21 protein-coding genes are annotated in these 22,159 nt (G+C 39.0%); 19 read left to right on the top strand and 2 right to left on the bottom strand.

What is annotated here, in order from left to right:
• Nucleotides 1-125 precede the first annotated feature (125 nt).
• The 3 genes from nrdD to EL171_RS06100 all read left to right on the top strand — a co-directional run bounded on the left by nrdD (nucleotide 126) and on the right by EL171_RS06100 (nucleotide 4,150).
• Nucleotides 126-2,276 (top strand): anaerobic ribonucleoside-triphosphate reductase, encoded by a 2,151-nt coding sequence (nrdD, locus tag EL171_RS06110; protein WP_005386990.1) that lies wholly within the window; start codon nucleotides 126-128, stop codon nucleotides 2,274-2,276.
• Between the two features lie 135 nt (nucleotides 2,277-2,411).
• The gene (gene nrdG / locus EL171_RS06105; protein ID WP_039969258.1) at nucleotides 2,412-2,909 is read left to right on the top strand and encodes an anaerobic ribonucleoside-triphosphate reductase activating protein; all 498 of its coding nucleotides are present in this window, start codon (nucleotides 2,412-2,414) and stop codon (nucleotides 2,907-2,909) included.
• Nucleotides 2,910-2,911: 2 nt separating this feature from the next.
• Nucleotides 2,912-4,150, top strand: coding sequence for a chloride channel protein (locus tag EL171_RS06100; protein WP_005386986.1), 1,239 nt, complete (start codon nucleotides 2,912-2,914; stop codon nucleotides 4,148-4,150).
• Between the two features lie 165 nt (nucleotides 4,151-4,315).
• Here the strand turns inward: EL171_RS06100 and EL171_RS06095 are convergent, their stop codons facing one another.
• Both EL171_RS06095 and EL171_RS06090 read right to left on the bottom strand, forming a co-directional pair.
• Nucleotides 4,316-4,864 (bottom strand): gamma carbonic anhydrase family protein, encoded by a 549-nt coding sequence (locus tag EL171_RS06095; protein ID WP_005386984.1) that lies wholly within the window; start codon nucleotides 4,862-4,864, stop codon nucleotides 4,316-4,318.
• 17 nt (nucleotides 4,865-4,881) lie between these two features.
• On the bottom strand, nucleotides 4,882-5,835 hold the full coding sequence (locus EL171_RS06090) for a nitronate monooxygenase (RefSeq protein WP_005386983.1): 954 nt from the start codon (nucleotides 5,833-5,835) through the stop codon (nucleotides 4,882-4,884).
• A gap of 548 nt (nucleotides 5,836-6,383) precedes the next feature.
• Here EL171_RS06090 and EL171_RS06085 point away from each other — a divergent pair.
• From EL171_RS06085 to ftsY, 16 genes are all read left to right on the top strand, one after another.
• On the top strand, nucleotides 6,384-6,518 hold the full coding sequence (locus EL171_RS06085) for a rubredoxin (RefSeq protein ID WP_004693422.1): 135 nt from the start codon (nucleotides 6,384-6,386) through the stop codon (nucleotides 6,516-6,518).
• A 101-nt stretch (nucleotides 6,519-6,619) separates the two neighbouring features.
• Nucleotides 6,620-7,132, top strand: a complete 513-nt coding sequence (locus EL171_RS06080; protein WP_039969256.1) for a YceD family protein — start codon at nucleotides 6,620-6,622, stop codon at nucleotides 7,130-7,132.
• A 25-nt stretch (nucleotides 7,133-7,157) separates the two neighbouring features.
• Nucleotides 7,158-7,334, top strand: coding sequence for a 50S ribosomal protein L32 (gene rpmF / locus EL171_RS06075; protein WP_004693428.1), 177 nt, complete (start codon nucleotides 7,158-7,160; stop codon nucleotides 7,332-7,334).
• A 319-nt stretch (nucleotides 7,335-7,653) separates the two neighbouring features.
• Nucleotides 7,654-8,214, top strand: coding sequence for a transcription factor FapR (gene fapR / locus EL171_RS06070; protein WP_005386980.1), 561 nt, complete (start codon nucleotides 7,654-7,656; stop codon nucleotides 8,212-8,214).
• A 3-nt stretch (nucleotides 8,215-8,217) separates the two neighbouring features.
• On the top strand, nucleotides 8,218-9,246 hold the full coding sequence (gene plsX, locus EL171_RS06065; protein ID WP_005386979.1) for a phosphate acyltransferase PlsX: 1,029 nt from the start codon (nucleotides 8,218-8,220) through the stop codon (nucleotides 9,244-9,246).
• A complete protein-coding gene (locus EL171_RS06060; protein WP_005386978.1) occupies nucleotides 9,230-10,225 on the top strand; it encodes a beta-ketoacyl-ACP synthase III in 996 nt (331 codons plus the stop codon). The genes plsX and EL171_RS06060 overlap by 17 nt, the downstream gene beginning before the upstream one ends.
• A gap of 15 nt (nucleotides 10,226-10,240) precedes the next feature.
• A complete protein-coding gene (gene fabK, locus EL171_RS06055) occupies nucleotides 10,241-11,185 on the top strand; it encodes an enoyl-[acyl-carrier-protein] reductase FabK (protein ID WP_005386977.1) in 945 nt (314 codons plus the stop codon).
• Between the two features lie 10 nt (nucleotides 11,186-11,195).
• Nucleotides 11,196-12,137 (top strand): ACP S-malonyltransferase, encoded by a 942-nt coding sequence (gene fabD / locus EL171_RS06050; RefSeq protein WP_039969254.1) that lies wholly within the window; start codon nucleotides 11,196-11,198, stop codon nucleotides 12,135-12,137.
• A gap of 1 nt (nucleotide 12,138) precedes the next feature.
• Nucleotides 12,139-12,882, top strand: coding sequence for a 3-oxoacyl-[acyl-carrier-protein] reductase (gene fabG, locus EL171_RS06045; protein ID WP_005386974.1), 744 nt, complete (start codon nucleotides 12,139-12,141; stop codon nucleotides 12,880-12,882).
• 51 nt (nucleotides 12,883-12,933) lie between these two features.
• Nucleotides 12,934-13,164: an acyl carrier protein gene (locus tag EL171_RS06040; RefSeq protein WP_004693441.1), complete on the top strand. Its 231-nt coding sequence runs from the start codon at nucleotides 12,934-12,936 to the stop codon at nucleotides 13,162-13,164.
• A gap of 77 nt (nucleotides 13,165-13,241) precedes the next feature.
• Entirely contained in the window at nucleotides 13,242-14,198 is a 957-nt protein-coding gene (locus EL171_RS06035) for an NAD(P)H-dependent flavin oxidoreductase (protein WP_005386972.1), read from the top strand.
• A gap of 36 nt (nucleotides 14,199-14,234) precedes the next feature.
• Complete coding sequence (gene fabF, locus EL171_RS06030; protein ID WP_005386970.1) at nucleotides 14,235-15,479, top strand: beta-ketoacyl-ACP synthase II; 1,245 nt, start codon at nucleotides 14,235-14,237, stop codon at nucleotides 15,477-15,479.
• Nucleotides 15,479-16,216 carry a ribonuclease III gene (gene rnc / locus EL171_RS06025; RefSeq protein WP_005386968.1) on the top strand — a complete coding sequence of 246 codons (738 nt, stop codon included), beginning with the start codon at nucleotides 15,479-15,481 and terminating at the stop codon, nucleotides 16,214-16,216. Before fabF ends, rnc begins: the two co-directional genes overlap by 1 nt.
• 195 nt (nucleotides 16,217-16,411) lie before the next feature.
• Nucleotides 16,412-17,554, top strand: a complete 1,143-nt coding sequence (locus EL171_RS06020; RefSeq protein ID WP_005386967.1) for an elongator complex protein 3 — start codon at nucleotides 16,412-16,414, stop codon at nucleotides 17,552-17,554.
• Nucleotides 17,555-17,599: 45 nt separating this feature from the next.
• Entirely contained in the window at nucleotides 17,600-21,154 is a 3,555-nt protein-coding gene (smc, locus tag EL171_RS06015; protein WP_005386965.1) for a chromosome segregation protein SMC, read from the top strand.
• Nucleotides 21,154-22,089: a signal recognition particle-docking protein FtsY gene (ftsY, locus tag EL171_RS06010; protein WP_005386963.1), complete on the top strand. Its 936-nt coding sequence runs from the start codon at nucleotides 21,154-21,156 to the stop codon at nucleotides 22,087-22,089. Before smc ends, ftsY begins: the two co-directional genes overlap by 1 nt.
• The last annotated feature ends 70 nt before the right edge of the window (nucleotides 22,090-22,159 follow it).

Raw genomic sequence — 22,159 nt, 5'->3', positions numbered from 1 at the left:
AATAGAGAGTTTAGTCATAATTCTTTACATTTTTACATATAAATTTATAAAAAGTATGGTTTTCCATACTTTTTTCTATGTCTTAACATATATTTCAGCGGTAACAAAATGGGGAGGTTGCCAATATGTTGCAGGTCATTAAACGGGATGGTACAAAGGTACCATTTGATAAGAATAAGATTGCTTTGGCTATAGAAAAAGCTGAGCATAGTAGTACAGGGTTGTACGAAGAGGGGTTGGCACAGCTTATTGCTGATGAAATTGAAGAATATGCTACAAAACTCCAAAAAGACATGACAATTTATGCTATTGAAGATCAAGTGTATTATAAGTTGATTGAGTATCATAATCCTGCAACGGCACGTGCCTATGAAGGTTACAAAGCTGTTCAAGCTTTTAAACGTCGTCAAAATACTACAGATGATGATGTAATCGGTTTATTAGATCGCAGTAATGTTAGCGTTCTCGACGAAAACTCTAATAAGGATGCTGCTATTGTATCTACACAACGTGATTTAATCGCTGGTGAAGTATCTAAGGATATCGCTCGCCGTAAATTAATTCCTACAGATATTTTAGAAGCCCATGATAGTGGTGCTATCCACTTCCATGATATGGATTACATTATCCAACCTATGTTTAATTGTTGCTTGATCAATTTGGAAGATATGCTTACAAATGGTACAGTTATCAATGGTAAGAAGATTGATACACCTAAGTCTTTCCAAGTTGCATGTACCGTAACAACACAAATTATTGCTCAAGTTGCATCTGGTCAATATGGTGGTCAAAGCATCAACGGTATCGATCGTATCTTAGCACCATTCGTACGTAAGTCTTACGAAAAAATCCTCAACAATGTTATTGAAGAACAAGTTGAAATTTACGGTATGGAACCAAATATGGAAAAAGCCCGTGAAATTGCGTGGAAACGTACGCGTAAAGAGGTTAAGGATGGTATCCAAACTATCCAATATCAAATCAATACATTGATGACTACAAATGGTCAATCTCCATTTGTTACATTGTTCATGTATTTTAAGCCTGATTATGAATATGCTAAAGAAGCTGCTCTTATTACAGAAGAGATTTTGCGTCAACGCATTAAAGGTGTAAAAAATGAAGCTGATGTATATATTACGCCAGCATTCCCTAAATTGATTTATGTTCTTGATGAACATAATGTAACGCCTGATAGTCCATATTACTATTTAACTGATCTTGCTGCACAATGTACTGCTAAACGCATGTATCCAGATTACATTTCCGCTAAGAAGATGAAGGAAAACTATGAAGGTAATGTATTTAGCCCAATGGGATGTCGTTCATTCTTATCTCCTTGGAAGGATGAAAAGGGGAACTATAAGTTTGATGGTCGCTTTAATATGGGCGTTGTAAGTTTGAACTTACCTCAAATTGGCATCTTAGCTCGTGGTAGCGAAGAAAAATATTTTGAAATTTTAGATAAGCGCCTTGAATTAGCAGAAAAAGCATTACTATTACGGTATAACTTATTAAAGGATGTAGTAAGTGATGTATCTCCAATTCATTGGCAACACGGTGCTATTGCGCGCCTAAAAAAAGGCGAAAAAATCGGTCGATTCCTTACTGGTGGTTATGCGACAATTTCTCTTGGCTACATCGGCATTTATGAAGCAACACGATTGATTACCGGTGAGTCTAACACAGGTGAAAAAGGTCGTGTATTTGCCATGAAAATTATGGATCGTTTAAATGATGCCATCAATCTATGGCATGATAAACATAATCTTGGCTTTGGTTTATATGGTACACCTGCTGAAAGCTTAACAAATCGATTCTCTTCTCTAGATCGTGCTCGCTTTGGTGTAATTGAAGATATCACTGATAAAGGATATTATACTAATAGCTATCACGTTAATGTTCGTGAAGAAATCAATGTATTTGATAAGTTTAATTTTGAATCTGAATTCCAAAAGAAATCGACCGGCGGTTGTATTTCCTATGCGGAAATTCCGAATATGACTAACAATATCCCAGCTGTTTTGACTATGATTCAATATATTTATGATCATATTTCTTATGCTGAATTTAATACCAAGTCCGACTACTGTCACGAATGTGGTTTTGATGGTGAAATTAAGGTCAATGAACATAATGAATGGGAATGTCCTCGTTGCCACAACACAAACCGCGATAAATTAACTGTAATTCGTCGTACTTGTGGTTATTTAGGTGAAAACTTCTGGAATGAAGGTCGTACGAAAGAAATCAAAGATCGTGTAATGCATATTTAAAATTATTAGAATTATAGTTACTATAAATACATGGTAAAAGCTGTGCTTAAGGCACAGCTTTTACTGTATATATGAGAAATTGAAATATATCTATATGGTGTTGATCATTTGATAACCACTATTATGGAGGTAATTATGAGATATGGGCAAATAAGACAATATGATATTGCCAATGGGGAAGGTATTCGTACATCTATATTCGTAACCGGTTGTACACATTGTTGCTATAACTGTTTTAATGAAGAATACCAGAATTTTAATGCCGGTAAGGAATGGACTCAATCTGAAACTGATTTAGTTGTATCCTATGTGAAAAGTCCAACATGCTCAGGTTTAACCTTGTTAGGTGGGGAACCGTTCCAAAATGTACAAGGCTTATTACCGGTGGTGCGGGCAGTTCGTGCGGCGGCGCCAGAAAAGAAAATTTGGGCCTATTCAGGTTATACAATAGATGATATCTTAGAAGATGAGTTGAGAAGCGCTTTATTACATGAAATTGATATTCTCGTAGACGGTCGCTTTGTAGATGAACTAAAAGATCCAGCATTGCGATTTAGAGGGTCATCTAATCAACGTATTATAGACGTTAAGAAAACATTAGAAACAGGCGAAGTCGTATTAGCAATGGAGTAAGTATGGCATTTGATAAACGTTTAATAGGCCTCATAATTATCGTTGGATTTATAGCGGGATTAGTAGGGGCCTCTTATACACATTTATTACATGGAATTCAGCACTTTGTATATCATTATTCTTCTGCTGATCATATGAGTTTTGGCGCTGCTGTAGCTCGTGTATCTCCGGTAGAGCGATTGATACCATTGATTATTTGCGGTCTTATAGGCGGTGTTGGTTGGGTACTTATTCACCGATATGGTAAAGGTGTTGTAGATATTAAAACGGCTGTATCTGGTAAGATGGATATGAATCCTATTACTACTGTTTTACATGCAACTTTACAAATTATTACCGTAGGTATTGGTTCACCATTAGGGCGAGAAGTTGCACCACGTGAAGCCAGTGCAGGGATTACTACTTTTTTAGTTAAACATTTTGATATTAAACAAGAAGATCGCCAACTATTGATTGCTTGTGCAGCAGGTGCTGGCTTGGCAGCGGTTTATAATTCACCGTTATCGGCAGCGATTTTTACGTTGGAAACATTGCTTCTTACATGGAATATACGGGCTATGAGTGCTGCTCTTATATGCTGTGGATTAGCAACCTTTGTTACGAGACAGGCAGGTGTAGGGGATGTTATTCAATATACAATGGCTCAACCTAGCTTGGGTAGCCATTATGTTGAATTCTCCATTGCCTTAGGTGCTATTATTGCGTTAGGTGTAGTTTTATTTAATATTACACAAAGTAGGTTGCCGGCTATTCATCGTAGCAGTCCTGTTATGATTCCCATTTCTATCGTAGCATTTACACTTATCGGTGTATTAGCTATGTATTTCCCTGAAATCCTTGGGAATGGTAAAGCTGGAAATGAATTAACTTTTACCAATGAAATTACATGGACTTATGCATTAGGTTTATTTGGTTCTAAGTGGGTAGCAGTACTACTCGCATTAGCAGCAGGTGCGTATGGTGGCCGTATTACTCCATCTATGATGTTGGGAAGTACGCTAGCTATAGTATTTGGTACCATTTGGTCTATTGCTGTTGCCCCTATATCATTAGGTATGGCAGCATTTATCGGTGCCGTAGCATTCCTTGGCCTTGCTCAAAAGATGCCGATGACATCTTGTGTATTTATGCTTGAGTTATCTAGGTTTTCTGTAGAGATGTTGTTCCCTATAGCATTGACCATGGGAACAGCACTTATGGTAGAACAAATTGTTCAGGCTAAATTAAAGACCAGTAAATAGTTATTAAGTAGAGTATTTATAAATGTGTATGGCTATATATTTTTATTTCGTTGAAATGCTATAAAGTTATAATGTGATATTTAGTTGTATAAAGGCAAATTAAGCTTGTGAATAAAAAATAAAAGCGGATAGTTGTGATCAACTATCCGCTTTTATTATATGTAATTATACGATTTTAGCGTTTTTATCGTATTCTTCGCCACCTGCATCTGGAAGCATACCGTATTCAATAGTCCATAAGTGTTTATATTTTAAAGCTTGATTGTGAATACGTTCGATTTGAGTTTCATCTGTGCGAACAATACGAGCAGGAATGCCTACTACTAAAGAGTTAGGTGGGATGACAGTGTTTTCTTTTACTACCGCACCGGCTGCAATAATAGATCCAGAGCCGATATGACAACCACTTAATACAATGGCGCCCATGCCAACTAAAACATTATCTTCAATTGTGCTAGCGTGAACGATGGCACCATGGCCGATTGTTACGTAATCGCCAAGAATACATGCTTTATCGTCGTCTACATGTAGTACAGAGTTGTCTTGTACATTAGAGTAACGACCTACTACAATCTTGTTTACGTCACCACGAAGTGCACAGTTTTGCCAAATAGAAGCATATTCTTTAAGTTCTACATCACCAGCAAGTTCTGCACCGGGCATGACGCAACTTTTAGGATCTAATTTTGGATATTTTCCATGAAATGGTAACATATGGTACTCCTAATTCATTAAACAATTTCAAGAAGGCGTTGAGCCTTACGAATAGACATGATAGCTTCGTTCATTACAGATTGAACGATTGTATGAGCTGGCTCAATAGCTACAAGACGATTCAATGCTTGACCGACTTGTACAGCACCATTTACAACATCGCCATCAATAGCAGCGCGTTTATTAGTGCCTTGAGACATTTTTGTCCGTTCTTCAGGGGTAGTAACGCCATCAGTTTCTGCGGCCAAATAGCGAGTAGTAAATTCATTTTTTAAACTACGAACACCACCGTGGCCAGAGAGAAGACCAGTTACAACAGAATCAGTATCTGTAGCTTTGATAATGGCTTCTTTCATATTTTTGTGTGCTTGGCATTCCTCAGCAAGTAAGAAGCGAGAGCCCATTTGTACACCTTGTGCACCCATGAGTAATGCAGCGGCAAGACCGCGACCATCAACGATAGAGCCAGCTACTACTACAGGAATAGAGATTTCAGGTAAAATGTTTTCCATTAAAGACATTGTTGTTTGGCTACCGATGTGGCCACCAGCTTCCATACCTTCTACGATCATCGCATCAGCGCCAGCTTCTTCGATACGTTTAGCTAATTTAAGGGAAGGAACTACAGGGATAACCTTGATACCAGCCTCTTGAAGAGGTTTGATATATGGTACAGGATTACCAGCACCAAGTGTTACAAAAGCAGGTTTTTCTTGGATGATAACATCTACTAACTCATCTTTATTAGGAGCCATCAACATAAGGTTAACACCGAATGGTTTATCTGTTAATTCTTTGCATGCACGAATTTCATTGCGAGTCCATTCTGCATCACGACCGCCGAGGGCGATAACGCCTGTTGCGCCAGCATTAGCAACGGCAGATACTAATTTGTGTTCAGATACCCAAGCCATAGCGCCTTGGATAATAGGGTATTCGATTTGTAAAAGTTCTGTTAAAGCTGTTCTCATAAATCCTCCTATGATAACAATATAAATGACGATTTCTCTGATCAATATTTCATATTAAGATCGTGAAGTTCTTATTATGATTATATTGCATAGAGAAGTAAGAGTTCATAAGTACATACTTATATAATAAGTTATTAATTAAGTTCTTTTAGAATAAATAATATAACAATATTCTCTTCTATATATAATAGTATAATATATAAATTATGTACACCTTAGGTCTTATTTTAGTTAATACCTTAAAAACTATCGGTATAATAATGGCCATTACTTATATTAATAGATATATTGACAGATGAGTAGCAATAGGGAAAGGAATTGAGGTAAATTTAGGTCATAATTAGTCTAAATGATAATACATTTCAAATTATAATGTAGCACAAATCCGCATATCATATATGCTTTTTAAATATTAGAAAAAATGAGAAATTAAGAAAATGAGTATTGAAAAGTTTCGATATCTTTGATATACTACATTACAGATAGAGTATCTGAATTATAAAAGATAAACATTAAACAATAATTTTCAAGTGAAGGAGGAAATACTCATGGAAAAATACGTATGCGTAGTATGTGGTTGGGTTTATGACGAAGCTGTTGAAGGCGTAAAATTCGAAGATCAACCAGCTGATTATGTTTGCCCAATTTGCGGTGTTGGTAAAGACCAATTCGAAAAAATGTAATTGACTTACCAAAAAGACTATCTTGAGTCCGCTTAAGATAGTCTTTTTTATTTGACAAAGCACTATGTCATGTTTATAATATTATGAGTCGAGGTAAGATTATGAAACTGCAAGTAGAGCAAGCAAAAGAACATATAGGAAAGAAATTTCCTTATAGCTATACGATACCAACCTCTGAGCTTGGTGACGTAACTGCTTTTCCTTGGAGCCGTCATGATATAACCATTAATGGTGAGTTTTGGTTTGATGGTCAAAATTACATCGTTCAAGGTTCGATAGAGTCTAAAGGTGATTACGAGTGTTCTCGTTGTTTAACTACAACAGAGCATAATCGTAAGGATTCCTTTGAGGAAATCTTTAGTGATTCTAGAGACGCTGTTGAAGATGTGATTCCTTTCGATGGAGAGGAAATTGACTTAACCGAACTAATTAGGGATACATTAATCATCAATGAGCCCTCTCAAGTGTTATGTCAGGATGATTGCAAAGGATTGTGCGTTCATTGCGGAGCAAATTTAAATGTTTCACCTTGTTCTTGTGAATCCTTTGTGGTGGATCCTCGATTTGCAGAGTTACGTGCTTTGCTTGATGAGAAAGATGATAGATTGTCCTAATGATTGTACTAAGGAGGTGCAGATAATGGCAGTACCTAAGCGTAGATTGTCTAAATGCCGTCGCGATCGCCGTCGTGCTAATTGGAAATTAGAAGCTCCTGGTTATGTAGCATGTCCACAATGCCACGAACCTAAGATGCCTCATCGTGTTTGCCCTACATGTGGTCACTATAAAGGTGAGCAAGTAGTAGCTAATGCTTAATATGTGAGCGGAAAAAAGACGCCTACTGTAGTAGTAGGCGTCTTTTTTGTATGCTTTTGTATACTTTTAGTAATATATATAACTTAATATACTTCATATGCATTAGTCAGTGCCATTATTTTATAGTAATATAAAACTGTAGAGTAGTGGCATTTTTTATACTTTTATAAACAAAACGATACTTAAATATAAAATAATATCTATATTTAGTATATATGAGGAAAATCTGTTACTATATGTATGAAAAGCCTTGCCAATAGGGGAATTATTGTATATACTTAGGATGTAATATTAATACTAGGTCATAAAAGGTGGTCCCATGAGTCGGTTAAAGAAGCAAGAGCGCCAAAAGCAGTTACAAGAAAAACTGAATATTACGCCATTTCTTACTGATGAAGAATTGGCAACACACTTTAATGTAAGTGTGCCAACTATTCGTCTTGATCGACTAGAGTTGGGGATTCCTGAATTGCGTGAACGCATACGCGTCATGGCTACAGGTCAATCACAAGAAACGGTAGAACATGTACCGTACGAAGTGGTTGGCGAATTGATTGATGTCACGGAAGGGCAACAAGCATTATCGATGTTGCGTACTACTGCAGACATGGAAGATCGATTTGGATATGTAGAGCCACAGTATTTATATGCTCAAGCGAATTCCCTCGCAAAGGTAGTCATGGGGACTACTGTTTGTTCTGCGGAGGTTGGAAATATAAAATATAAGAATCCAGTAGGAGCTGGTACTAATTTGGTGGCAAAAGCAGAAATTGTGCGTCGCCGTGGTAATAAGTTCTTTATTTGGGTCATTATAAGAGATAAAATAAAAGAAGTATTTCGCGCAAAATTTATTATGGAATCCGTAGAGAATAGGGTGTAGATTATGAAAATTGCAATAGACGCCATGGGTGGCGACTTTGCTCCATTGGAGACTGTACTAGGATCCATTGAAGCCGTACGAGCAAATGAACACATTGAAGTGGTGCTCGTCGGCGATGAGCAGCAAATTTTTAATATATTAGAAGCTAATAATGAAGCTAAGAATCCACGCATTTCTGTACATCATGCCAGTCAAGTCATCGGGATGGATGAACATCCAGGACAAGCATTGCGTAAGAAAAAGGACGCATCTGTTGTGGTAGCAACATCTTTAGTTCGTGATAATGTCTGCGATGCCGTGATTGCTCCAGGTAGCACAGGTGCTGCTGTAGCAGCTGCATTGTTTGGTCTTGGTCGTATTAAAGGGGTTGATCGCCCGGTTATTGCAACTCCGATGCCAACAGTTAGTGGCATTACTGTTATGTTAGATTCTGGTGCTAACTCAAATAGTAAACCAAAACATCTTGTACAAGGTGCATTGATGGGTTCTGAATATGCAAAACTTTTATTAGGTAAAGAAGAACCTACAGTAGGGTTATTAAATATTGGCGAAGAAGCCACTAAGGGGAACGATGTCGTTCTAGCCACATATCCAATTTTGGAACGTATGAAAACTATTAATTTCAAAGGTAATATTGAAGGCCGTGATATTCCAAAAGGGGTCGTAGATGTTGTTGTTTGCGATGGTTTTGTCGGTAATGTGGTACTTAAATTTGCAGAAGGCTTGGTAACAGGTCTTACACAATTAGTAAAGGATAGCATTATGGCAGGTAGTATTTTTGCTAAAATTGGTGCTATGCTTGTAAAGCCAGCTTTAAAAAAGATGGCAAAACGCTTAGATCACACGGAAAATGGTGGTGCTCCACTCTTAGGGGTTAACGGGGTGTTTATGATTGCCCATGGTAGCTCCAAAGCTAAAGAGATTAAAACTGCTATTGAAATTGCCAGTGATTTAGTAGAGCGTAAAATTATTCAACACATAAGAGAAACAATGGATATTGAAGGAGCCTTGAAGTATGACTATGATGAGTAAACCGGTAGGAATCATTGGTACTGGGAGCTTCCTTCCTGACAATGTAGTAACAAACTTTGATCTAGAAAAAATGGTTGATACCAATGACCAATGGATTAGAGAACGTACTGGTATCGAGGAACGACGCATTGCACCGGAAGGTATGAATACATCCTATATGGCGACTGAGGCAGCCAAAAAAGCTATGCAAATGGCTAAGGTTAGTGCCGAAGATATAGATATGATTATCTTTGCTACCTTAACACCAGATATGATTATTCCTTCAGCCGCTTGTGTATTACAAGCGAATTTAGGAGCTAAGAATGCAGCGGCCTATGATTTACAAGCTGCATGCTCTGGCTTTGTATATGGATTGATTACTGCAGCTAGCTATATTAGCTCCGGTTTATATAAAAAGGTTCTTGTTGTAGGGGCTGAAATTCTATCTCGACGGGTAAATTGGAATGATCGTGGTACATGTATCCTCTTTGGTGATGGTGCTGGCGCCGCGGTAGTATCTGAGGTCCCTGAAGGTTATGGCATTAAAGGTATTGACATGGGGGCTGATGGTACTGGTGGTCCATCTTTATGCATTCCTGCAGGTGGTACAGCAGTAGTTGCCAATGATCAACGCGTTGAAGAAGGATTAACATTCATTCATATGGATGGCCCTGAAGTATATAAATTTGCTGTTAAAACGATGGGACGTACTGTTTTAAAATCTTTAGAACGAGCTGGAATGGAACTTAATGAGTTGGATTTCTTCATTCCACATCAAGCAAATATTCGTATTATTGATTCGGCTGCAAAACGCTTACATATGCCGATGGAAAAAGTATTTGTTAATTTACATAAGTATGGTAATACATCTGCCGCGTCTGTAGCGATAGCTTTGGACGAAGCTAATCGTGAAGGGCGTTTCAAACGTGGCGATAATGTTGCGTTTGCAGGATTTGGTGCAGGCCTTACATGGGCTAGCCTTGTCTTGAAATGGTATTAAGGAGGACACATCAAGATGATTAAGACTGACATTTGTGATTTATTACAGATTGAGTACCCAATCTTACAAGGTGGTATGGCTTGGCTCGGTACTGCAGAATTAGCGGCAGCTGTTTCCGAAGCGGGTGGCCTTGGTATTATTGGGGCTGGTCATATGCCTCCTGATATTTTCCGTAATGAAATTCACAAATTAAAAGAGCGTACAAATAAACCATTTGGTTGTAATATCATGCTCATGTCTCCATTTGTTAAAGAAGTTATGGAAGTAGTTGTGGAAGAACGCGTTCCTGTAATTACAACAGGTGCTGGTAATCCTGGCGTGTACATTCCAGCTTTAAAAGAAATCGGTACAAAGGTAATCCCTGTAGTTGCTTCCGTATTACTTGCAAAACGCTTGTTACGTGGTGGTATTGATGCAATTATCGCAGAAGGTACAGAATCTGGTGGTCACGTAGGCGATATTACTACTATGGCATTGATTCCACAAGTAGTAGATGCTGTAGATGTCCCAGTTATCGCTGCTGGTGGTATTGCGGATGGCCGTGGTATGGCTGCGGCATTTGCATTAGGCGCTCAAGCAGTACAAATGGGTACGCGATTCGTATTATCCGAAGAATGTATTGCTCATGAAAACTATAAAACTGCAGTATTGAAAGCAAAAGATCGTGCTACTGTTATGACTGGTTTAACAACAGGTCATCCTGTACGTATCATTGATAATGCATTAGCTCATAAATATAAATCCCTTGAATTTAGCGGTGGTTCCAAAGAAGAGTTAGAAAATTTAGGTGCAGGTACACTTCGTAAAGCTGCTATTGAAGGTGATGTAAAAGAAGGTTCTGTAATGATCGGTCAAATCTCTGGTATGTTAACAGATGTTAAACCATGTGCAACTATTATCAAAGATATTATGACTGAAACTGAAACTGTAATTAAAAACCTTCAAGGTCTTGGTAAATAAGGAGGCCCTTATGAAAACGGCATTTGTTTTTCCTGGTCAAGGTTCCCAAAAAGTAGGCATGTTACAAGATTTGTACAATGCATATCCTATTGTGAAACAACGTTTTGAAGAAGCTGATGAAGCACTTGGTTACTCTATTTCCAAATTGTGCTTTGAAGGTCCTGATACTGAACTTGTTAAAACAGCTAATACACAACCAGCTATTTTAACTGCATCTGTAGCTTGCTATGAAGTTCTTAAAGAACAAGGCTTTACACCTGATATCGTAGGTGGTCATAGTCTTGGTGAATACAGTGCTCTTGTAGCGGCAGGTGTATTGAATTTTAAAGATGCTGTGTATGTTGTTCATAAACGCGGTGAATATATGCAAGAAGCTGTGCCATTGGGCAAAGGTGCTATGGCAGCAATTCTAGCTTTACCTCGTGAACAAGTTGTAGAAATTTGTAAAGAGGTTAACGATTCTGTTGGTTCTGTGCAAGCAGTTAACTTCAACTGCCCAGGTCAAATTGTTATTGCTGGTGAAACAGCAGCGGTAGAAACTGCAGCAGAAAAGATGAAAGAAGCCGGTGCAAAACGTGCTGTTATGCTTCCTGTAAGTGCTCCATTCCACAGCCGTTTGATGGAACCTGCAGCTCTTCGTTTAAAAGAAGAGTTGGATAAAATCCAAGTGAGCGATGCTCAAATCCCTGTAGTAGCAAATGTTACAGGTAAAATTTTGACTAATGCAAACGATATTAAAGAGTCCTTAGTTACACAAGCTGCTAATCCTGTATTGTGGGAAGACTGCGTAGCTGAAATGGTTAACTTTGGCGTAACTCGTTTCGTTGAAGTAGGTCCTGGTAAAGTTCTTACAGGCTTTACTAAAAAGATCAATAAAGATATGGAATTAGCCAATGTTGAAGACATTGCATCCTTAGAGAAAACGCTTGAATTTTTGAAAGGGGTTCGATAAAATGCATTTAGAGGGTAAAGTAGCCATTGTAACTGGCGCATCCCGTGGCATTGGTCGCGCTGTAGCTATCAATTTAGCACAATCTGGTGCTGATGTTGTAGTTAACTATAGCGGTAGCGAAGGTGCAGCTCAAGAAACTGTTGAAGCTGTACAAGCTTTAGGCCGTAAAGCCATTAAAATTAAAGCCAATGTAGCCAATGCTGATGAAGTTGCTTCTATGGTAGAAGAAGCTCATAAAGAGTTTGGTCACATTGATATTCTCGTAAATAATGCGGGTATTACGCGCGACGGTTTGTTGATGCGTATGAAAGACGAAGATTTTGATGCTGTTATTGATATCAATCTTAAAGGTGTATATCTAGTAACTAAAGCAGTATCTAAAATCATGATGAAACAACGTTCTGGTCGTATTATCAACATGACATCTGTTGTAGGTGTTATGGGTAATGCGGGTCAAACTAACTATGCAGCTTCTAAAGCTGGCGTAATTGGTTTCACTAAATCCTGTGCTAAAGAATTAGCGAGCCGTGGCATTACTGTTAATGCTATTGCACCAGGCTTTATCAATACAGATATGACTGATGTATTGCCAGAAAAAGTTAAAGAAGCTATGGTTGCTGAAATTCCATTGGGCCGTATGGCTGATGCTGAAGAAGTAGCAACAGTAGCAACATTCCTTGCTAGCGATTTTGCTAACTATATTACAGGCCAAGTCATCAATGTAGATGGCGGTATGGTGATGTAGTTTCAAAATTAGACTATATATAAATACACTTTGAAAGGAGGTGAACCACCAATGAACACTTTCGATAAAGTAAAAGCAATCGTTGTGGAACAATTAGGTGTTGATGAAGCTGAAGTTACCATTGATTCTACATTCATCGACGACTTAGGCGCTGACTCCTTAGATATCGTTGAATTGATCATGGCATTCGAAGAAGAATTCAATGTTGAAATCCCTGACGATGTTGCAGAAAAAATTAAAACCGTTAAGGATACAGTAGAATATATTGATTCTGCTAAATAAGCTGTAAAGCTGACAATTCAGCCGCACGGGAGGCCGAGTGGCCTCCCAACCGGTTTTATTTACAGGAGGATTTGATAGTGAAGCTCCCTGAACTTCGCATTGGGAATCTAGTGGCCAAAGTACCTATTATTCAAGGTGGTATGGCGATTAGATTGTCTACAGCTCGCTTGGCGGCAGCCGTTGCAAATGAAGGTGGTATCGGCCTTATTGCAGCATCCGGTTTGCCGTTTGATGAATTACGATACGAAATACAATTAGCTAGAAAATTATCACCTACGGGTATTATTGGTATAAATGCGATGGTAGCAGCAACACAATTTGCTGGCTTAGTAAAAACTGCCATCGAAGAGGGCATTGATCTTGTAGTAGCAGGTGCTGGTTTTTCAAGAGATATGTTCGCAATGGGCAAAGAGTCTGGTACTCCAATCGTACCAATCGTTTCGTCCGCAAAATTAGCTCGCATTTCTGAAGGTCTAGGTGCGGCAGCAGTCATCGTAGAAGGTTGCGAAGCTGGTGGCCACTTGGGTACGGATCGTTCCGCTCGAGAAATCGTTCCGGAAGTTGTAGCTGCTGTTAAAAACATTCCAGTTATTGGTGCTGGTGGTGTTCTTGATGGTCGTGACATTGTAGAAATGTTGAAATTAGGTGCTAGTGGCGTTCAAATGGGTAGCCGTTTTGCTGCTTCTGATGAATGTAATGCATCTGACGAATTGAAAAAAATGTATGTACGGGCTACTAACCCTGAGGACATTGTATTAATTCAAAGCCCTGTAGGTTTGCCTGGACAAGCAATTAAAAATAAATTTGCTGAATCTGTATTAGACGGTACTGTAGCACCTCCAACGGTGTGTGATAACTGTTTAAAACATTGTTCCCATAAATTCTGTATCATCCGTGCTCTTTCTCGTGCACAACAAGGTGATGTGGAAACAGGTTTGGTGTTCTCTGGCAATAATATGAGAAAAGTCGACAAGATTATGCCAGTTAAAGATATCTTTGCGCAACTCAAACAGCAAGTAGCAGAGATTGATTAATTTAAAAGGGCTGTATAGCTATAAGAGGTGGAATAATTGGAAAAACGTGTAGTAATTACTGGCTTAGGGGCAGTGACTCCTGTAGGTATCGGTAAAGAGAACTTTTACAATGCGTTATTGGCAGGTCAATCTGGTATTGGGCCAATTACACGCTTTGATGCATCTGACTATGCAACGCGTATTGCTGGCGAAGTAAAAGATTTTGATGTTACAAACTATGGCGTAGACAAGAAAGAAGCTCGTCGTATGGACCGTTCTGTAGAATTGGCTATCGGTGCTGCTGTTCTTGCTTGTGAAGATGCTGATCTTGATTTAGATAAACAAGATTTAGATCGTTGTGGTACTGTGGTTGGTACTGGTATTGGCGGTATCGACTCCATCCATGAAGTATATGAAACATTATTCGAAAAAGGTCCTGGCCGTGTAAGTCCATTTGCAGTTCCTATGATGATTGCAAATATGACATCTGCACGTGTATCCATCCGTCTTGGCCTTAAAGGTCCTGTTATTACAGACGTAACAGCTTGTACTTCTGGTACAAATGCTATTGGCGATGCTTTCCGTATCATCCAACGTGGTGATGCTGATATCATGTTTGCCGGTGGTACTGAAGCAGCTGTATCTCCTGCAGCTGTAGCTGGTTTCGCAGCTATGAAAGCTATGTCTACACGCAATGACGAACCAACAAAAGCATCTCGTCCATTTGACCGCGATCGCGATGGTTTCGTAATGGGTGAAGGTTCTGGTATCGTTGTTCTTGAAGAATTAGAACATGCAAAAGCTCGTGGTGCTCATATCTACGCTGAAGTTGTAGGTTATGGTACTAATGGTGATGCTTACCATATTACTGCACCAGCTCCAGGTGGTGTACAAGCTCGTAAATGTATGGAATTAGCAATTAAAGATGCAGGTATCGATCCTAAAGACGTTAACTACATCAATGCTCATGGTACATCTACTGGCCTTAATGACAAAAATGAAACATTGGCTATTAAAGAATTGTTCGGCGATCATGCTAAAGACATCGCTGTTAACTCTACAAAATCCATGACAGGTCACTTGTTAGGTGCTGCTGGTGCTATCGAAACTATCGTTATGGCGATGGCTATCGAAACTGGCAAAGTTCATCCTACAATCAACTGTGACAACCCTGATGAAGGTTTGGATCTTGACTATGTTCGCGAAGGTGCACGTGACCTTCAAGTTAAATGTGCTCTTTCCAACTCTTTCGGTTTTGGTGGTCATAACGGTACACTTTGCGTACGCCGTTATGAAGGCTAATGGTAGCTGTTGAAGCGCATAAGAGTAAGATGACACAAGCTCGTGAAGAATCTCTTCATGGGCTTGTTGCTCGTTTAGACATACCTGTGTCAGATATATCCATTTTAGATTGTGCTTTTACACATACATCTTATGCGAATGAACATAAATCAAAGCATATTAATCACAATCAGCGATTAGAGTTTTTAGGCGATGCTGTTTTGGATCTTATTATTGGGGAATACCTATTTAAGACTTATCCAGACATGGCCGAAGGTGATTTGACAAAAATTAAGGCCGCTACAGTGTGTGAAGATTCTTTAGCATCTGTAAGTCGTTCTTTACAATTGGGGCAATATTTATTGCTCGGTCATGGTGAACGTGCTTCTGGTGGTAATAATCGTAATTCTATTTTAGCGGATACCTTTGAGTCTCTCATTGGTGCTATCTATATTTCTACAGATTACCAAACGGCGATGAACTTCGTTTTAAAACATCTCATTACGTATATCAAGCAAGCTTTAGAAGGTAAACGGGGCAAGGATTATAAAACCTTGTTACAAGAATATGTGCAACGGGATGGTGATAAACATACCGTCTATCGTTTGCTCAGTGAAAGTGGTCCCGACCATGCTAAGACCTTCCATATGGTGGTCGAAATCAATGGTGTTACTTACGAGGCAGGCTCTGGTAAAAGTAAAAAAATTGCAGAACAACATGCGGCTCAATTAACGTTAGAAAAGTTAATGGCCAAATAGAAAAGCGCCTAATGGCGCTTTTTTCTGTATAATAGTATATAGAATAGTAAATATATTTATCTTATAATCGTTGTATCGAAAGCCTTATATCTTAATATATTAATTACATATCATAAGGAATAAATACATGGATATTAATATATTAATATAAAAGGTTTTGGCTGAGTTTATTTTATATAAGAAAGGAGAGTGACTATGAAACCATTTGGTATGATACCTTTTTTTATACCTCATGTAGGGTGTCCTTATGTATGTACATTTTGTAATCAGTCCCGTATTACAGGCCAATCTGGTATTAGTCACCTAACACCGGATTATATAAAAAAAACGATTACAGATTATGTGGGTAAAAAACGAAATGATAAGTTTTGGGAGGTCGCCTTTTATGGAGGCTCTTTTACAGCCATTCATCGCGATTTGCAACATACCTTATTAGAGCCAGCTTATGAGATGTTACAACAGGACATAATCGATGGCATACGTTGCTCTACACGGCCTGATGCTGTAGGTGACAAAGCAATTACCTTATTACAGTCTTACGGGGTAAAAACAGTAGAGCTTGGCGTACAGTCTATGAATGATGGTATTTTAGTCGATGCTAAGCGCGGTCATACCGCACAAGAGGTAGTAGATGCTGTTGCACGATTAAAGCAACGTGGCATGACTGTAGGTGTTCAGCTTTTACCAGGATTAAAAGGTGAAACTTGGGAAACCATTCTAGAAACCGCTATTGCTGTAGTTAAACTAGAACCAGATTTTGTACGAATCTATCCTGTTCTTGTTATAGAAAATACGGAACTAGCAGATCAATATAGATCTGGTGAATATGAGCCATTAAGTACTGAGCAAGCTATTAAATATTGTGCATTCTTAAAGGAATGGTTTGAACAGCATAATATTGAAGTTATACGTACAGGATTACAAAGCACGGAAGAGCTCGATTCAGGCAATAGTTTGGTAGCAGGTCCCTATGAACCTGCTATGGGTGAGCTCGTTGTAAATGAACAATATAAACAACGTATTGAAAGATGTATTGATGAACATCTTTCTTCAGAAAATTTATTAGGAAAGCAAAATGATTACAATTTTTCTCATTTTGATTGTTACAATACCCATAAGGTAGGATGTAGATTTTATTCGGATAGTGGTGATATTTTGATGAAACATAGGATTGTAATTTCTTATCCTAGAAGCAGTACATCAAAGGTGCGAGGTCTCAAAAATCGCAATATTTTATATTTTCAAGAAATGTATCCTCAATTTAGCATAGATTGGTGTGAAGATAATACGAGAAATACTGTTCGTTGCTGTATTGATGGCCTACAATATATGTTATAATAAAAGATATGATTATTCGGGGTTGTTAGTAGAAAGGAGGCAGTCATGCAATTACTTCGGTTAGAATTAAAGGGCTTTAAATCGTTTGCAGATAAAACGGTTGTAAAATTCTCACCAGGAATGACTGCCGTTATTGGACCTAACGGAAGTGGTAAAAGTAATATTACGGATGCTATGAAATGGGTTTTAGGGGAATCCAATGTCCGTAACTTACGTGGTCAAAAAGCAGAGGATATTATCTTCTCTGGTACGGAAAAACGTAAACCAATGAGTGCAGCTGAGGTTACACTTGTATTTGACAATAGTGACCATCAATTAGATGTAGATATGGCTGAGGTTGCTATTACACGCCGTATTTATCGTACTGGTGAAAGCGAGTTCCTTATCAATAAACGCTCTTGTCGTTTAAAGGATATTCATCTTTTATTAGCTGATACAGGTCTGGGGAAAGACTCAATGGCTATTATCGGTCAGAACCGCATTGATGCTATTTTGAATTCAAAGCCTGAAGAACGTCGTTTGATCTTTGAAGATGTAGCAGGTATTTCTCGTTTTAAAATCAATAAAGAAGATGCATTGCGTCGTATTGCTAGCACAGACCGAAACATGGAACGCGTACGCGACGTAATGGCTACTATCGAAGAGCAACTAGGACCTTTGTCTGAAAAGGCGGAAAAGACTAAAAAATATATGACCTTAAGTCGTACAAAGCGCGACTATGATGGGGCATTAGGCTTTCACAATTATAAGACCTCTGATCGTTTATTAACGCGTTTTGAAAATGATAATATTGCATTTAAGGATGAAGAGATTGAGCTTCAAACTGAATTGTCTAAATTGGAAGTGCGCCGTCATACCTTGCAATCCGCATCAACAAAAGAGCAAGAACAACTCAAGTTGTGGGAAGCTCAGTATACGGAAAAGCAACGTGATGAAGAACGTTTAGCAGGTCATTTACGTCTGTTAGACGAGCAGTTGAAGACAGCTCGTCGTGAATTAGATGAAACATCTATGCGTATTAGCGAATTAGAAGCTACGCAAAAGGGCGAAGAACAACAATTGCGCATTTTAAATCAGTTGATTCAAGATGAACGTGCTCAACTAGTAGAGAAAGAATCTAAACTAGAAAAATTAGAGGCGAATTATAAAAAAGCTGTTGAAGATGTTAGCGCCGAGCAAGCTAAGTTCCAGTCCTTGCAGTCTAATCGAGAAGCCTTTGAGCAACATCAATTAGAACTTGTGAGCGCTATTGAAACAGCAAAGGCTAGTATTCGTAGCTTAGAAGCTCGTAAGGAAGAGTCTACAAAACAATGTGAGGTTTTAAAGGCTGAAATAGGTCAAGTAGATAGTGAATTACAAGCAGCTCGCGGTGAATTTGACACATTAGGCCAACAGTTTAATGCTATTTCTGCACAACGACAAGCCCTCGTTGATGGCGGTAAAGAAGCAGCCTTACAAGCTCGTGAAGAACGCAAAGAATTACAAAAATTGCGTACCCAAGAGCAACGTGTTAAAGGTCGTATCGAACTATTAGCCCAATGGGAAGAACAACATGAAGGCTATTTAGAAGGTACTAAGAATATCCTAAATGGTAAAGGATCTTGGCGCGAACAGATTACGGGTGCTATTGGTGATCTCTTTACGGTAGAAGATAAATATACTACGGCTATCGAAACGGCATTAGGTGGTAGTGTTAACCACGTTGTGACCACTACTGCTCGCGCTGCTGCGGAGGGTGTCAATTATTTGAAATCTATCCAAGGTGGCCGCGTAACCTTCTTGCCGATGGATTCTGTAAAAGGAAAACTCTATGAGACACCGGCTTTACATGAAAGTTGTGTAATCGGCACTGCTGTTGATTGTATTTCCTTTGATAATACATACGCTCATATTTTCCAATACTTATTGGGGCGCACCTTGGTAGTATCCTCCATGGATGATGCTATTGGTCTGCAAAAAAAATATAATCAACAATTGCGTATTGTTACGCTTACAGGGGAACAATTCCAACCTGGTGGCTCTTTAACGGGTGGTACTACAAAGCGTAAGCGTGCCTCTGTATTGAGCCGTAAGGAAGAGGCGGCTAGCCTTGAACAAGAGCTATTGCAAATTGAAGAACAAATTCGTTCCTTAACAGCTAGCTTGGAAAACCTTGAAAAACGGGTTGAGGAAGCTGAAAAAGAACGAGCTACCCTTGATGAAAGCTACCAACATACGAACTTACTCTATGTGGCTAGTGAAACAAAGGTACAAAATATTCAAAATCAAATGGATCGTAAGAAACGTGTCCTTTCTGAAGAAGAGCAACGTTTATTACAAATCGATATTGATTTAGCCAGTACAACGGCTAACTTGAAAGACCAAGAAACAGCATTGGCTTCTTTGCAAGAAGACCACGGTGTAGATGGCAATCAAGGGGCCTTAATGGAGCGGTTAACTGTATTACAAAATGTACAGCAAGAGGCGTATGAAGCTTTCACAGAGGCACGCCTCACCTGTGATACGTTGCGACAAACCATTAAGGAACGTGAAGCTCAGCGAGAACAACGTAATCAATCTATTGCTAGCATTGTAGAGCGTCTAACGCCATTACGTAATTTACTCATCAGTACTACACAGCGATGTGAAGAGGAATTACCGAAGGCTAAAGAATTAGCAGAACGAGAGCTAGCTACGGCTACAGCAGAGGTTGAACGTTTGCGTACTCTTCGTGACGAAGCCTATGATAAGACCTCTACAGGTCGTGAGGAATTAGAAGCCATACTCAGCGAACAAGACCGTTTGAACCAACGATATAAAGTGGTGCAAGGGCGCCTCGTTGATATGGAAGGTAAGATTACACGTCATCGCATGGATTGTGAGCGTTTTGTAGAAGAACTACAAGAGTTAGGCTTTACCATAGAAGATGCGCAGGCTCTTCGCATTGAAGGTTCTGTAAACGATTGGAAGGATGAGCAGGCTCGCTTGATGGCAGAAATTGCCGAACTAGGCCCAGTCAATCCGAACGCTGTTGAAGAATATGAAGAAACTAAAGAACGTTATGATTTCTTAACTACACAGTTAGCAGATTTAGATACAGCGAAGGAGCAATTGCAAGCGGTTATTGCTGAAATGGACAAGGCTATGAGTACACAGCTATACGATGTATTAGATGTAGTAGGTCGTAGATTCCAAGAGGTATTTAGCCAACTATTTGGCGGTGGTACGGCGCAAATTGTATTGACTGATCCAGATAATATCTTAACTGGTGGTATCGATTTCTATATTCAGCCGCCAGGGAAGAAACGTCAACAATTGACCTTGTTATCCGGTGGTGAGCGTGCCCTTACGGTTATTGCTTTATTGTTCTCGTTCCTAGATTATCGTCCAGCGCCGTTCTGCGTGCTTGACGAAGTTGACGCAGCTCTTGATGAAGCCAATGTAGAACGATTTAGTTCTTACTTAAATCGGGTAAATAAAGAAACACAATTTATCGTAGTATCGCACCGTAAAAAGACGATGGAAGCTGCCGAAGTATTACAAGGGGTGACCATGGTTGAACGAGGCGTATCGCGATTATTAACAGTAGCATTTGAAGATGTGAAGGAGGATCTAGCATAATGGCATTTGGATTCTTTGATAGAATTAAAGACGGCTTAGAGAAAACTCGTAAGTCCTTTGTAAAAAACGTTGAAAGTATCGTTATCGGTTATGCACAAATTGATGATGATTTCTTAGATGATTTAGAAGCAGTTATGCTCACTAGTGACTTAGGTCCTAAAACGACAGAATATTTGATGAAAGAAATTCGTCGTGGTGTAACAGAAGGTGTTATTAACAATACTGGTGATGTAATGCCATTCATGGAAGACCGCATCACAGAAATGTTAGTTGACCAAGAAGATGAAATTACACTACATCATCCAGAGGTTATCCTTGTTGTTGGGGTAAATGGTGTTGGTAAAACTACGACTATCGCTAAGTTAGCTAACTATTACACTAAAGAAGGCAAAAAGGTAATTATTGCTGCAGGTGATACATTCCGTGCCGCTGCGGCTGATCAATTGTCTATCTGGGCAGATCGCGTAGGTGTACCTATCGTTAAACATAAAGAAGGGGCTGACCCTGCAGCTGTCGTATACGATGCAATGGAAGCAGCTAAAGCTCGTAATGCAGACCTCGTTATTGTAGATACTGCAGGTCGTTTACACACTAAAGTTAATCTTATGGAAGAACTTAAAAAGATGGGCCGCGTAGCGAATAACCACGTAGAAGGGGCACCACATCAAACATTGCTCGTGTTAGACGGTACTACAGGTCAAAATGCAGTAAGCCAAGCTAAATTATTTGGTCAAGCAGTACCAGTAAATGGTATTGTTGTGACTAAGCTTGATGGCACAGCAAAAGGTGGCGTAGTTATCTCTATTAAAGAGGAACTAGGTGTACCTGTTCGCTGGATTGGCGTTGGCGAAGGCATGGATGACTTGCGTCCATTTAATGCGAAAGAATTTGCTAATGCACTATTTAATAAAGGAATGATTCAAGGTGACAAATAAATATAACCGGGAATTCTTACTTGAATATGTAGAATCTGAAAATAAAAAAAATGAATGTAATGTTAGCCTA

The organism is Veillonella dispar (genome assembly GCF_900637515.1).
Classification (GTDB): domain Bacteria; phylum Bacillota; class Negativicutes; order Veillonellales; family Veillonellaceae; genus Veillonella; species Veillonella dispar.
The sequence above is the reverse complement of the archived record's forward strand: the minus strand, read 5'-3'. Positions and strand labels throughout refer to the sequence as shown.

Bases quoted from the DNA above. Each gene is read 5' to 3' on its own strand.
- nrdD (WP_005386990.1), top strand. From the start codon at position 126: ATGTTGCAGGTCATTAAACGGGATGGTACAAAGGTACCATTTGATAAG.
- nrdG (WP_039969258.1), top strand. From the start codon at position 2,412: ATGAGATATGGGCAAATAAGACAATATGATATTGCCAATGGGGAAGGT.
- EL171_RS06100 (WP_005386986.1), top strand. From the start codon at position 2,912: ATGGCATTTGATAAACGTTTAATAGGCCTCATAATTATCGTTGGATTT.
- EL171_RS06095 (WP_005386984.1), bottom strand. From the start codon at position 4,864: ATGTTACCATTTCATGGAAAATATCCAAAATTAGATCCTAAAAGTTGC.
- EL171_RS06090 (WP_005386983.1), bottom strand. From the start codon at position 5,835: ATGAGAACAGCTTTAACAGAACTTTTACAAATCGAATACCCTATTATC.
- EL171_RS06085 (WP_004693422.1), top strand. From the start codon at position 6,384: ATGGAAAAATACGTATGCGTAGTATGTGGTTGGGTTTATGACGAAGCT.
- EL171_RS06080 (WP_039969256.1), top strand. From the start codon at position 6,620: ATGAAACTGCAAGTAGAGCAAGCAAAAGAACATATAGGAAAGAAATTT.
- rpmF (WP_004693428.1), top strand. From the start codon at position 7,158: ATGGCAGTACCTAAGCGTAGATTGTCTAAATGCCGTCGCGATCGCCGT.
- fapR (WP_005386980.1), top strand. From the start codon at position 7,654: ATGAGTCGGTTAAAGAAGCAAGAGCGCCAAAAGCAGTTACAAGAAAAA.
- plsX (WP_005386979.1), top strand. From the start codon at position 8,218: ATGAAAATTGCAATAGACGCCATGGGTGGCGACTTTGCTCCATTGGAG.
- EL171_RS06060 (WP_005386978.1), top strand. From the start codon at position 9,230: ATGACTATGATGAGTAAACCGGTAGGAATCATTGGTACTGGGAGCTTC.
- fabK (WP_005386977.1), top strand. From the start codon at position 10,241: ATGATTAAGACTGACATTTGTGATTTATTACAGATTGAGTACCCAATC.
- fabD (WP_039969254.1), top strand. From the start codon at position 11,196: ATGAAAACGGCATTTGTTTTTCCTGGTCAAGGTTCCCAAAAAGTAGGC.
- fabG (WP_005386974.1), top strand. From the start codon at position 12,139: ATGCATTTAGAGGGTAAAGTAGCCATTGTAACTGGCGCATCCCGTGGC.
- EL171_RS06040 (WP_004693441.1), top strand. From the start codon at position 12,934: ATGAACACTTTCGATAAAGTAAAAGCAATCGTTGTGGAACAATTAGGT.
- rnc (WP_005386968.1), top strand. From the start codon at position 15,479: ATGGTAGCTGTTGAAGCGCATAAGAGTAAGATGACACAAGCTCGTGAA.
- EL171_RS06020 (WP_005386967.1), top strand. From the start codon at position 16,412: ATGAAACCATTTGGTATGATACCTTTTTTTATACCTCATGTAGGGTGT.
- smc (WP_005386965.1), top strand. From the start codon at position 17,600: ATGCAATTACTTCGGTTAGAATTAAAGGGCTTTAAATCGTTTGCAGAT.
- ftsY (WP_005386963.1), top strand. From the start codon at position 21,154: ATGGCATTTGGATTCTTTGATAGAATTAAAGACGGCTTAGAGAAAACT.